Origin of the sequence: Trichocoleus sp. DQ-U1, from assembly GCF_039961925.1 — a bacterium.
In the GTDB taxonomy this organism is placed as follows: domain Bacteria; phylum Cyanobacteriota; class Cyanobacteriia; order Cyanobacteriales; family FACHB-T130; genus FACHB-T130.
On sequence record NZ_JAMPKB010000001.1, the window covers coordinates 130,593 to 143,523 of the forward strand.

The window sequence follows — 12,931 nt, forward strand, 5'->3', positions numbered from 1 at the left end:
GTTATAAATCATTCGCCGATCAAAAATACTGCCTGCCACAAATCTGTATCGGGCAGTATTTTTGTGCGCGTATAAACGCACTGCACTCAACGAAAACCACGAGAACTTTAATCTCTGCATGACATCGACCATCCCAGCAACGATCCCGAACTCGGATGCAACCACTGACAGCCTGCACCTAAGAGACATTTTGAGAAGTCTACCGCGTGAGGTTTTTACCAAGAATCGCCGCAAAGCTTGGCTCACAGCGCTGATTAACGTTTTAATGGTTGGCTTGGGCTACTGGGGTTTAGCGATCGCTCCCTGGTTTCTTTTACCTCCCCTCTGGATTTTTATCGGCACAGGGTTGACTGGTTTTTTTGTGATTGGTCATGACTGCGGACACCGCTCCTTTGCCAATCGGCGCTGGGTGAACGATCTCGTGGGGCATTTATTCATGCTGCCGCTAATTTATCCTTTCCACAGTTGGCGGATTCTGCACAATTACCATCATGCCCACACCAATAAGCTTAATGAAGACAATGCTTGGGAACCCTTTCAACCAGAGTTTTATAACACTTTAGGAAGCTTGGGACAGTGGGGCTATCGCTTACTGCGGGGTCGATTTTGGTGGGTGGCTTCGATTGTCCACTGGGGCGTTATGCATTTTAACTGGTGGCAATTTAAAGGCAAAGACCGCCAGAAGGTGAAATTATCGGCGATAGTCGTGTTGGGATTTGCCAGCGTAGCTTTCCCCTTATTAATTGCCACAATCGGCATCTGGGGGTTTGTCAAATTTTGGCTTCTACCCTGGCTGGTGTACCACTTCTGGATGAGTACCTTTACCTTGGTTCACCACACAGCGCCGGAAATTCCCTTCACCCCCGCCGAGCAGTGGAATCAAGCTCAAGCGCAACTCTTTGGAACCGTCCATTGCGATTATCCACGCTGGGTGGAATTTCTCTGCCACGACATCAACGTTCACATTCCCCACCATATTTCTACCGCAATTCCTTCCTATAACTTGCGACTAGCTCATCGCAGTATCCAACAAAACTGGGGAGACTCAATTCGTGAATGCCGCTTCTCTTGGTCTTTGATGAAGCAGATTACAGATGAATGTCACCTGTACAATCCCGAAGACTCTTACTATCAGTCTTTTAAGGACTACCACATTGGGCGATAGGCTAGCAGCTCCAAAATAATCAGGTATACACTCTTTCAAGCACCCTTGACTTTTTAGGAATGGGGTGTTTTTTTTGGAAAAAGGGTATTTTTAGGTGACGGATCAACTGCACGCCGGTCGAGATGTACCCACCACTCCGGAATTTCATCTGCACGAAAAATTTCACGAGTTTGGTTAGGCGGCGTGCCTGGAAAACCCAAATTTGCAGTAACAGATAATTTGGACAACTTGAGCAATAAACTTTTCCTAGTTTGGTTCTCCACCTAGCGTTTATAGCTTGGGGCAAGGGTGCTTAGATAGAAAGTAATCCCTATTCCCACAGGAATAATCTCGATTAATAGCAAGATAAAGGCAGAACTAGCTAAACACAAAAATGGTATCTTTTGCGCTGGGGATGAAACATCTTCATCAGTTTGCCTTTGCTGCGGGTGAGTGAGGCTACCGTTACCAACCACTGCTCAACCAACTCCAAGAATTAGAAATTAATCGCTATTGCTCAGTTGCTGCCATGTCGCTTGATAGTCTTACTCCTATTACTTCGTAGACTTTTACCGTCCTTCTTACCACATCCTGGTCATCAAATTCACGTAACACCTTCTCTCTCCCGGCGTCCCCCATTGCTTTACACAGGTCTGGATCTTTCAGGAGTACCTCAATGGCATTAGCCAACAGCCGAGCATTTTTAACGGGAACCAGAAAGCCATTTTCGCCAGGAATAACCACCTCTCGACAGCCAGGGACATCTGTTGCTACCAGTGGTTTCCCCATCGCAGCGGCTTCTAGTAAAATTCGAGGCACACCTTCTCGGTAGGAAGGAAGCACAACAACGGTTGATAAGGCGATCGGGTTTTCCATCTTCTCTACATACCCTAGAAGGTCAACCGCTCCTTCCCTGCGCCACTGCTCCAAGGTCGTCTCAGAAATTGAAGATGGATTTCCGGTGTCTGGGACACCTGCTATTTGAAAGGTCGCGCAGACTCCTTTTGTTTTGAGGATGCGGGCAGCTTCAACGTATTCAATCAGACCCTTATCAACTAGCAGCCTAGCGGCGAACAACACAACCGGAGCAGGTGGAGCATCAGGGTGACTAGGACGTGGTGAAAAGCGCTTCAAGTCAACACCAGAGCTTCTGATTAGTACCGTCCGGTCCGGAACGATCAACTTTCGGTCTGCAAAAGCTTGCAGATCATCCATATTCTGGAACACAACCCTCACTCTACGAGCAGTCAATATCTGCCGATACAGAAACCGGATAATAGGTTGTAAAATACGAGCCTTCCACTCGGTGCTAATAAAGATGTAGCCCAAGCCGGTTACAGCATTCACAACTGCTCTCGTTCTACTGAGCTTTGCACCAATCGTTCCGTACAGAACGCATTTAATTGTAAAGTGATGGACAGCGGAGGGCTTCTCACGAAGGTAAATGTATGTTAAGTGAGCAATGGTTAAGAGTTCTACTAGAGGGTTGATACTCCGCCGACTCAGCCGCAGTTGAATCCAACGAAACCCTTCTGCTTCCAGCCTTTCGACGTAGGCATCCCAAGGGGAAACTAAAACGACTTCGATTCCCTGAAGACGCAAAAATCTAGCTAGAGGCAGACGGAAGTTATAAAGATACCAGCCCGTATTAGCAACTAGCAAAATTTTCAGGCGATTTTTGTTTTCCACACAACTTAATCTCACCCTAGTTTTATCAATTAGTTTATATGCAGGTATGGAAATATATAAACTTGATAGTGAAACCAATACTAATAAGGTTGTCTATAAGTCAATTCGCCCAGCTTATATCTGGTCTTGGTAGTGGCTCTCTTGAGAGCTAACAATCTTAGGGAAAAACAGGGTTCTATCGATTCATTCCCAGTTGAATGCTTCGCCACTACAAGATAATTAGCGCCTTACAGATATACTCTAAAGACTCCAATAATGGATAGTGGATGGTAATGTAGCAGGGTCAAGAACCGATTTGACATCCATTAATACTCCACCTGAGCGCAGACAAGTGAGTAGTTGAGCGCTGGGCATGTCTAGGTAGACTTGATGACTGACTGCAAGGATCAGTCCCTCCAGATCGGATAAGGCTTGCCAAGGGACAAGGTCAATGTTGTAGTAGCGCTGTGCTTCATCGGGATCGACCAAGGGGTCATGTACGAGTGGCTCTACACCAAATTGTTGCAGCTCTGCCACAATATCTGGCACTCGGCTATTGCGAAGGTCTGGCACATTTTCCTTAAACGTTAGCCCTAGAATCCCAATTCGCGACCCTTTGATGGGCAGATTAGCCTGAACTAAAAGCTTGACTAGGCGCTGTCCTAGGTATGTACCCATGCTGTCGTTGATACGGCGACCGGCTAGGATGACTTGAGGATGATACCCCAGCTCTTCTGCTTTAGTCGTCAGGTAATAAGGATCGACCCCAATGCAATGACCCCCGACGAGTCCAGGTGTGAAGGGCAAAAAATTCCATTTGGTTTTGGCTGTTGCCAAAACATCCCAGGTACGGATGCCTAGGCGATCGCAAATTAAGGCTAACTCGTTCATCAAGGCAATGTTCAAGTCTCGTTGAGTGTTCTCGATGACTTTGGCTGCCTCGGCTATTTTGATGGAAGGGGCGCGGTAAACGCCTGCGTCAATGATGCTGCCGTAGACATTGGCAACCCGTTCCAGGGTTTCGGCATCCTCCCCAGCTACGACTTTGACCAGGTTTTCTAGGGTGTGAACGCGATCGCCTGGGTTTATGCGTTCTGGCGAGTAACCCAATTTAAAATCAATTCCCTGTTGCAAGCCTGATAGTTTAGCTAATACTGGCCCACAAATATCTTCGGTTACTCCCGGATATACAGTAGATTCATATACTATTATCGATCCCGGTTTTAAAACTTTGCCAATGGTTTCCGAAGCTTTAATTAAACACGTCAAATCCGGTCGGTTGTTGCGGTCAATTGGTGTTGGTACGGCTACTATAAAAAATTTTATTCCGAGCAATTCGGCTGGATCTGCGGTGATGTAAAGATTGGAGGTTTTTAAGTTTTCATTTGAGATTTGATGAGATGGATCGACCCCCCCTTTGAGAGTATTGACTTTATGTATATTGGTGTCAAAGCCAATTGTGCCTGGAAATTTTTTAGCAAATGCCAAGGCAACGGGTAGACCAACATAACCAAGACCGATAATTGCAATGCGATCGCCTATGCCCATAAACCTGAGTCAAAGCTGCTGCGTGTTGTTCTAGGTACGCCTGAAACTTTAACATATCCCAGAGATATTATTGCCAGTTTCATGGGTTGAGCTGCGCCGCAAGCATTGCCTGCCCAGCTTTATGCTATGTCCCTTTCGGGGCAAGCATTTGAGTTATTGATCGACTGACTGGAGCGAAATGAACAAGTCGAGACAGCGCTCATTGCCTTTCTTCATTCGATATCCACCGCTACACAGTTGTCTCGCTTCCTCAACTCAATTGCCATGAACCCCAATCGCCTGAATAGATACTGATAAATTTCCTTAAACAGCTCTATGCTAAGAAGAAATTTTAACATAGAATTATTCCTTGCCCTGAAGCGGCAGTATTCTATCTCGCGGTGATAAATAATATATTCGCCAGCAAATAAGCTGTATATATCTGCATATTTCTCATAAAAGCAATATTTATCTATCCAATCTAATTTTTCTTTTGCCCACTTACTTATTGACACTCCGTTTTTAAAATATCCCAGTCCGATTCCCCTGAGTAAAACAGTGTATAAATAACGAAATTTACCTTTTGCCATCCAATGAACCATAGGTATTCCTATATGGCCTTCACGAATTACTTCTTTTGAAGGAAAGTGATGGTACATTAACCCATTGGGTTTTACAACTCTTTCAATTTGTTTAAGCACGCTTTCTTTGTCGTTTATATGTTCAAACACTTGATTGGATATAATTATATCAAAATAAGAATCTTCAAAGGGAATTTCTCCATTTTCAGTAATTTCTCGAATAATTTTGTTTTTAAATAATTCATTTTCAAACAGAGTTTTATAGGATGCACCAGAGTAGAAAACATCAGCCCCATAACAATCTATACCTTCTGACCTCATTAACTGGACTATATTTCCATTGCCGCAACCGAAGTCCAGTATCTTAAAAGATTGATATCCTGGAATTTGTTTTATGTAATGTACGAAATACAAATAATTAACATCTGTAGCATCTATTGTATTCATTTGCTTAATCCTATTTGCGTTCAGGAGTTCTGTTGTTCATTCAACCATGCCTGGAAGATAAGTACATCCCAAAGATAGTATTGCCAGTTGCGATCGCCGACAATATGCTCCTTCCATTTCTGACGAATACGTTGAGAATTGAAAATAACCTCCTGCTGTAATTCCTCCACCAATCTCGCAAAGAACCGCGCAACCAGGAATCGCTCGGAATCCCGAAGCTTCTTTTGAGATGGCCAATCAAGTTCCGAGGCTCATGATTCCCGCAAAAATTGACACCTAAATATTTACCCTAACTATCGTTAAGTTTTATGGTCAGTGTTCCGTGCCAAACAATTTCACCATCAATTCTACCAACCCTTATTATTAACTAACCAAACTTTGAGGCTATCTTTAATTTTTCCACTTCTTATCACACCCTGCCGTAAAATTTATTTCTAGCTCATTATTTAAATACACTAACACTTACTAAATTTTGTGCAAACTGAATTATGAATACTTCATGGGTCTTAGTGGTTCACCTTTTTTCCTTCATTGCCTCATTCCCTAATGAGACTGCCAACCTTTAGTCTTTGCTATGATTCCTATGGTAAAATTTAAACTCACAAAAGGCATACCTGGAAAAATGCCCTTTACATCAATTATATCAAAGTATTTTTTTACTTGTTTTAATAAAACTCTATCATCAAACCCTTTGTGTTCGCAACGTTCAACCTTATCCATTCTACCTATTATTGAGTTAAAAAACTCTCCTTTTTTAAAGCTATCGTCTTTCATCGAAAAAATATCTTTAGTTACATGCTTTAATAAGAAAGGCAATCCCCTTTCTATCGGAACAGTAATAAATATATATCCTTTTATAACTTTGCTAAGTTTAAATAAATAAGGTTCTACCATTTCAGGATTAATATGTTCTAGGGTTTCCATGCAGATACCCATATTACAAACTTCGTAAATATTGGATATATCTTCTGGCTTTTCACAATATTGAAGATGAATATTAGGATAGTGTTTCCACTTTTGTAATCCTATATCTAGACCTCCTTCCCAGTTTCTATCAAAACCCAAATATTCCTGAATTTCTAGAGGTACTTTGACTAGAAAATCAATTGTTTTTGCATCGTAACAGCCTAATTCAATAATTTTGGCTCTTTGTATATTTAATTTCTGTATTTGTTTGATGAGCCAGTAAAATCTACTGAAATGTAAAGCCGATCTCCAGTTGCCAGAAAAAAGTCTTTCGTTATAATTTTTTCCATTGTTCATATTTATTTAAGAAATTGTTAGTATTGAGCATCTAACCAGGATTGGAACATGAGGATGTCCCAGAGATAGTATTGCCAATTGCGTTGACGCAGCCCATCCGAGTCATCACCGTCAAGATGCTCTTTCCATTTCTGACGAATGGGTTGATGATTGAAAAAGCCCTCCCGCTGCAATCTTTCTGAAGAAAGCAATTCCTCCGCCCAGTCTCGCAAAGAACCGCGTAACCAGCGATCGATCGGAACGCCAAAACCCATTTTAGGACGTTCGATCAAGTTACGAGGCACATATTTACACAATATTTTTCGTAACAGCCTCTTACCCCCACTATTGTTGATTTTCATAGAAAGTGGCAGGCGCAGGGCAAACTCGACAAGGCGATGATCTAACATCGGCACGCGAGCTTCTAAAGCCACACCCATAGTAGCTCTGTCTACCTTGACAAGAATATCGTCCGGAAGATAGCTCACAGTGTCGAGGTACATCATGCGTTGAATAAATGATGGCAGATGCGCCCAGTTAAGAGAATCGGTCAATACTGTCGATGGTTCGCGGCTACCTATTACCAAAACTTCCGGGTTTTTCCAGTGGGAAACCAAACCTCTATACATAGCATCAGGGTTCGGCATTGCTAAAATTTCCGCTAGCTTGTGGAGTTTATCGCCTGGGTTTGGATGCTGTAGTTGCGCTGGTAGCAGGCTATCAATATGAGAAAAAGCTTGGTTCCACTTATCGGGGGATAAGCTAGTCAGTGCATCACCTGCAAACTGCCGCACAGTGCTGGGTATCCAACCAATTAGCTGCCAAATCTTGCTACCCCAAAAGTAGCGATTGTAGCCACCAAAGAGTTCATCCCCGCCATCCCCGGAAAGTGCAACAGTTACTTGCCCTCTGGCAAGTTGAGAGACGAGAAAGGTAGGAATCTGGGATGAGTCGGAGAATGGTTCATCGTACAAAGTTGGTAGCTTGGGGATAACTGCTAGTGCTTCTTCTGGTGTCACATATAATTCTGTGTGGTCTGTGCCTAAATGTTGGGCGACAGCTTTGGCATAGGCGGCTTCGTTGTAAGAGTTTTCATAAAAACCGATGGTAAAGGTTTTCACGGGTTGGCTTGAGACTCGCTGCATCATGGCTACGATAGTCGAGGAGTCGATGCCGCCTGAGAGGAAAGCGCCCAAGGGGACATCTGCCACCATTCGTAGCTTGACGGCTTCCTGTAACAACGCCTCTAGTTTTTCTGCTGCTTCCGCCTCTGAACCCGCGAAGGAGTTGGTGACACCTGATTCAGCGATTTGCTTGGCAGACCAATATGGGATTGGAGAAGAGCGAGTTTCACTACCATTCCAGGTTAGGACTGTGGCGGGGGGTAATTTGTAGATTCCTTGGTAGATGGAATAGGGTGTGGGGATATAGTTGTGCCGCAGAAACAGCGCTAAGGCATCGCGGTTGATTTCAGAGTGGAAATGGGGATAAGCTTTGAGTGCTTTTAATTCGGAACCGAATAACAAAGTTTTGCCCATCCAGCCGTAATATAGGGGTTTTTCCCCTAGTCTGTCTCGGCACAAGTGCAAAACTCTTTCTTGACAGTCCCACAGGGCAAAGGCAAACATACCGTTAAACTGTTGGACGGCTTGCTGCAAACCCCACTCTGTAAAAGCAGCCAGCATCACTTCTGTGTCGGAACCACCGCGAAACCGATGTCCTAGCCGTTCGAGTTCTCGCCGCAAGTCTAAAAAGTTATAAATCTCGCCGTTGAACACAATAATGTAGCGCCCATTGGCAGACACCATCGGCTGATGTCCTTGTGGGGAGAGGTCTACAATTCCCAGCCGCCGATGACCTAGCGCAATTCCGGCTGCGGCATCTGCCCACGCGCCGCCGTCATCTGGGCCGCGATGGAGTAGGGTCTCGGACATTTTTTGCGCGATCACCTGCATGTCCAATGCGCTTTTTTGTCTGGATGTATCCCAAAAACCTGTAATACCGCACATTCACCCTAATTCCTTCTGTTGAGTTGCCCAGTAAGTACAATCTCATACAACTCCTCATACTGTGCCACAACAGAGTCTAAAGAAGAGTATTCGATGATTCTTGTCCGTGCCAGATGCCCCAGCGTTTCTCTACCCATTGACCCCAGAGCGATTAACTCTTTCCAGGCATTGGCGAGTGCTTGCGGATCTCGTGCAGGTACAACCCGCCCTGTATCGCCCACCATCCAGGCTGAGTCTCCCACATCTGTAACCACACAAGGTACACCGCAGGACATAGCTTCACCAATTACATTGGGAAAAGCTTCGCTGTAAGAAGAAGAGGAAGCAATATCCAAAGCCGCTGTCAAGCGTGCCATATCATCGCGTTCTCCCAGCAAGTGAATTCGCTCTGTAAGCCCCAATGTTTTGATAACATCCTGTAGGGCTATGTTTTCGCGAGTTATTCCGGTACCTGCAAGAACAAAGTGTATATCTGGGCTAGTTTGAAATAGAATTGCAGCGGCTTGCAAAAAATTAGCATGGTCTTTCTGGGGGTGATACCGTCCTATCAAACCAATAAGAAATACCTTTTCTGCAATACCTAATTCACTTCGCAAGCTATTTCTAGCTGTTGTTGAGGGGGCAAATAAGTCTGTATCAAAACCATTAGGAATTATTTTGGTTTTGTCAGCTTTGTAGCCCAGCTCTTCATGGTGGATTGCGCTATTTTTAGAGTTATAAATAATTTGTGCAGGGTAACTAGAAAGTTTAGCTAATAGTTTAATTACGGCTGCTGTACCTGCTTTCTCACTGTCTAATGAGTACAGGGATTGGCGAATATTCCAGATTACAGGTACGGGCTGAGGAGCAGTAATACCAGCTAGCTGTGCTGCTAGGTTTCCATGATACATCCAACCTTGGATCAAGTCAGGCTTTAGTTGTCGCGCCGTGCGAATTAACCGCCAAATAGAGGCTAAGGTTGGTATTCCTGGTTTCATATCAATAGTGTAAACTGGGGAGCCTAGCGATTCGATGCGATCGCCCAACGTGCCGCGCTCTCTCAAAGACACTACAACAGGATCGAACCGCTCCCGCTCCAGGCGAGATAGCAACTTGTATAGCATCATTTCAGCCCCACCAGTTGAAAGCCCGGTGATGATAAACAACAACTTCATCTATTTTTGTAATATTAGCTATATCAGATATCCTCTTAACGTAATACGAGGGTGCTGAATTTTAAAAATCACCCACAAGAAGTGAAACTGTGCCCAAGCAATGATAGGAGTTAGCTGAAGCCGCTGACGAGGTCCTTGTATATCCTGAAAAGCTCCATAAAGCAACAGGGCTAGAGCAAGGTATATGAACAGCAATTTGGCTTCTCTTGAACGCCGCCAAAGCATCCATACACCCCACACAGCAGGGACAAATAATATCCAATGAAGAATAGATGGAAAAAATAGAAAAGTATATGCAGGCTCAATTGACCAAGGTTGAGGCGTTAGCGCCATCCTGATTACTCCTAGTAAAATGGTTATCCAATTCTGATCGAGGCGATTGAAATTATATATAGTATTTTCTAATCCTAAGAAAAATGCTACAAAAATGCTACCAATAGCTGATAAAACAAGTAAAATATATCTCCGCCAGCCCTTCAGAAAAAGAGAAATCCAAATTACGGTAGCTATCATTATGACGATAGGGATATAAAATCTAATCCAGAAAAAGATAAAAAATATTCCTCCCAAACCCAAGAGAACATAAAAATTTAGCTGTTTTGATAGCCTTAAAATTAAGTAAATCGCTACTATGGTAATAGTCATAATAAGGATATCTTTTAAATTAACCAAGGATGACCATACTACTATTTCCCAGTGAAATAAAGAAAACAGAAGCAGACCCTTAGCATACTTAGGGCTAAAACCACTTAGATGAGCTATACAAAACAGAAAATACCCGCTAATAAAAGTAAGAAAAACATTAAGAAATACTGGAGGATAGTAATACTTACCAAATAAATACTGACCGAGTATATTCCACCAGCCATAGAGGATATGTCGCCCCCCCGATAGAAGCATCAGATTCGACAGACCCTCTGGATTGACTAATACTGTAATCGGGTTATATCCCAATTCCAACATTTTTTTACCCTGGAATTGATAAGCTATGTCATCCACAAAAGTCCAATTGCCATCATAAAAGAAGGCAAAATAGAGGAGCGGAATCAAAACTTTGACAGCAGCTACAAAAAATGATGTTATCTTTGAAAGCTGGCGACTAGCGATCCAGAAACTTAACAATCCCATGCAGAACGCAGCCCAAAGTAAATCATTAGTTAAACCTTCCGCCACAGCACTACCTCGGTTTGCTTAACTAGCTGCTTAACGCTGAAATTTTCGACAATGCGCGCTCGCGCTTTTAACCCCAGGACACTCCTATCACTTTCCAAACAAGCTACCCACCCTAGAGCAAGAGCTTCTGGGTTTTGCTTCCCCACTACCACCCCAGTATCACCTACAATCCAGGCAGAATCTCCTACATCTGTCACAACACACGGGACACCGCACGCCATCGCTTCTCCAATCACATTCGGAAATCCCTCGGTGTAAGAAGAAGAAGCAGCAATATCTAGGCTATTATGAACCGCAGGCATATCGGCACGCGCTCCTGCCCAGATAACTTTGTTAGAGATACCTAACTCTTCACATAAACGATACAACTCATTAGCATAACTCTCCAGTCCGCTACCCACACAGACAAAGTGTAAATTTTTCCGCTCTTGACATAGAAGTGCAGCTGCGTTGAGAAAGGTAGGGTGGTCTTTCAGAGGGTCTAGCCGTCCCACTAACCCAATTAATATTGTGTCCTCGGCTATATTCCATTCTGCCCGCACCCTTGCCCTTGCTTCCTTGTGTGGTTTAAAGAGTTCTGTATCGATACCATTGGGAATTACTACTATCTTATTAGCGGGAAAACCATGCGCTAGATGATAAGCTTGACCAGCATGAGAATTGACAACAATCAGGTCAGCAAAACGAGAAAATAAGCACTCTAGTTTGAATATAAGAAGTGATAGCCAATCATAGCGGCTTAAATCAACATTAGATGCTCGAACTCCCCACATCATCTTAGTTGACGGGAAAAAAAGCTTGAGGAAGATAGTCAGTAAATTTGATGTACCCATAAATCCATGCAATACGTTAGGAGTTATGCACTTTAGATGACTGACAAGACGCCACAGAAAGCCGACAACATCCCAGCGATCGCGCTTTTTTAAACAAATTAGATTTATTCCAATATCTTGCAGGTCTTTTTCTAATGCCCCACCAGAGTAAAAATATAAAACGGTTATATTAAATTTTTTCTTGTCAAGGCCTTTTACAAGAGTGATTAATTGTCTTTCAGCCCCGCCGTAATTTAGGGAGCGAATTAGAAAGGCAATCTCAATCATTGCTTTTTAAAGACAAATTGATTGTTGCCTAAACCACCTCCACAAGTGATGAGGTTTTCTAGCACAAAATTCTTATCTCGATAAAACTTAAAAATATCTTCTGGTTTCGCGACTTCAAAAGGGTAGCCGCCTAACCAATCAAACCAATCATAAACTTTAGACATACCCCTAGATTTTTTGGAATCGGTATAGCGAGCTATGGGATTTCGAGCCTTGAGTATATCTACAGCTAATCCACCTAAAATAAAATAGGGAATGAAAAAAGTAGAAACTAGGGTTTTGCCTGCTATTCCTGAGCAGTAAAGTTGCTTTATTCTGCGCCACTGATTAGATTTATTTCCTTGTTCGTTATAGATAGCAATAAACAACCCACCCCGCTCTGCAACAGGTAAAGTAACATTTTCTAGGGCTTGCCACATAGCTCCAGTATGGTGAAGCACGCCCCAAGAATAAACAATATCAAACTGTCCTAGAGACTTTAGGTAATCTGCGTCTAGAACTGACCCTCGTTCAATAATCCAATTATTATCATCGGGAAAATAGCGGCGTTTAAGTTCTTGCGTACAACCTACTGAATCAGGATCGTAATCAAAAGAATGCACTTTAGCTCCCAAATGACGAGCCGCAAGAGAAAATAGACCGCTACCAGAGCCAATATCAAGAAAGGTTTTACCTTGTAAATCTTCTACTTGTAGCATCTGTTTGAGCGATTTTTGTGCTTCTGCAATGCGCTCGTCATTGAGAACTAATAAAAAACGCTGCCAGTTTTTGCCAAATTGAAAGCGCTCGCCCTGCTTTACTTCCTGTTCAAAAGTCTTAATCATAAATGTTCCTGCAAATCATATTTCTTTAAAAACTGTTACTATACTATTAGCAACTACATTAC

General features: G+C 43.2%; 10 protein-coding genes. 1 reads left to right on the top strand and 9 read right to left on the bottom strand.

Features of this window, described 5'->3' with window-relative positions; all coding sequences use genetic code 11:
- Positions 1 to 118 precede the first annotated feature (118 nt).
- Positions 119 to 1,165, top strand: coding sequence for a fatty acid desaturase (locus NDI34_RS00620; RefSeq protein ID WP_348231539.1), 1,047 nt, complete (start codon positions 119 to 121; stop codon positions 1,163 to 1,165).
- Positions 1,166 to 1,654: 489 nt separating this feature from the next.
- On the opposite strand, the gene NDI34_RS00625 is transcribed toward NDI34_RS00620, so the two are convergent.
- The 9 genes from NDI34_RS00625 to NDI34_RS00665 form a co-directional block, all read right to left on the bottom strand.
- Complete coding sequence (locus tag NDI34_RS00625; protein WP_190416086.1) at positions 1,655 to 2,833, bottom strand: glycosyltransferase family 4 protein; 1,179 nt, start codon at positions 2,831 to 2,833, stop codon at positions 1,655 to 1,657.
- Between the two features lie 240 nt (positions 2,834 to 3,073).
- Positions 3,074 to 4,354: a nucleotide sugar dehydrogenase gene (locus tag NDI34_RS00630; RefSeq protein WP_348231588.1), complete on the bottom strand. Its 1,281-nt coding sequence runs from the start codon at positions 4,352 to 4,354 to the stop codon at positions 3,074 to 3,076.
- A gap of 218 nt (positions 4,355 to 4,572) precedes the next feature.
- Positions 4,573 to 5,367 (bottom strand): class I SAM-dependent methyltransferase, encoded by a 795-nt coding sequence (locus NDI34_RS00635; RefSeq protein WP_348231540.1) that lies wholly within the window; start codon positions 5,365 to 5,367, stop codon positions 4,573 to 4,575.
- A 543-nt stretch (positions 5,368 to 5,910) separates the two neighbouring features.
- Positions 5,911 to 6,630: a hypothetical protein gene (locus NDI34_RS00640; protein WP_348231541.1), complete on the bottom strand. Its 720-nt coding sequence runs from the start codon at positions 6,628 to 6,630 to the stop codon at positions 5,911 to 5,913.
- Between the two features lie 17 nt (positions 6,631 to 6,647).
- On the bottom strand, positions 6,648 to 8,618 hold the full coding sequence (gene asnB, locus NDI34_RS00645) for an asparagine synthase (glutamine-hydrolyzing) (protein WP_348231542.1): 1,971 nt from the start codon (positions 8,616 to 8,618) through the stop codon (positions 6,648 to 6,650).
- Positions 8,619 to 8,623: 5 nt separating this feature from the next.
- Positions 8,624 to 9,772 carry a glycosyltransferase gene (locus NDI34_RS00650; RefSeq protein WP_348231543.1) on the bottom strand — a complete coding sequence of 383 codons (1,149 nt, stop codon included), beginning with the start codon at positions 9,770 to 9,772 and terminating at the stop codon, positions 8,624 to 8,626.
- A gap of 18 nt (positions 9,773 to 9,790) precedes the next feature.
- Complete coding sequence (locus tag NDI34_RS00655; RefSeq protein WP_348231544.1) at positions 9,791 to 10,945, bottom strand: hypothetical protein; 1,155 nt, start codon at positions 10,943 to 10,945, stop codon at positions 9,791 to 9,793.
- Positions 10,930 to 12,045, bottom strand: coding sequence for a glycosyltransferase (locus NDI34_RS00660; RefSeq protein WP_348231545.1), 1,116 nt, complete (start codon positions 12,043 to 12,045; stop codon positions 10,930 to 10,932). Before NDI34_RS00660 ends, NDI34_RS00655 begins: the two co-directional genes overlap by 16 nt.
- Positions 12,042 to 12,869 (bottom strand): class I SAM-dependent methyltransferase, encoded by an 828-nt coding sequence (locus tag NDI34_RS00665; protein ID WP_348231546.1) that lies wholly within the window; start codon positions 12,867 to 12,869, stop codon positions 12,042 to 12,044. The genes NDI34_RS00660 and NDI34_RS00665 overlap by 4 nt, the downstream gene beginning before the upstream one ends.
- Between the last annotated feature and the right edge of the window lie 62 nt (positions 12,870 to 12,931).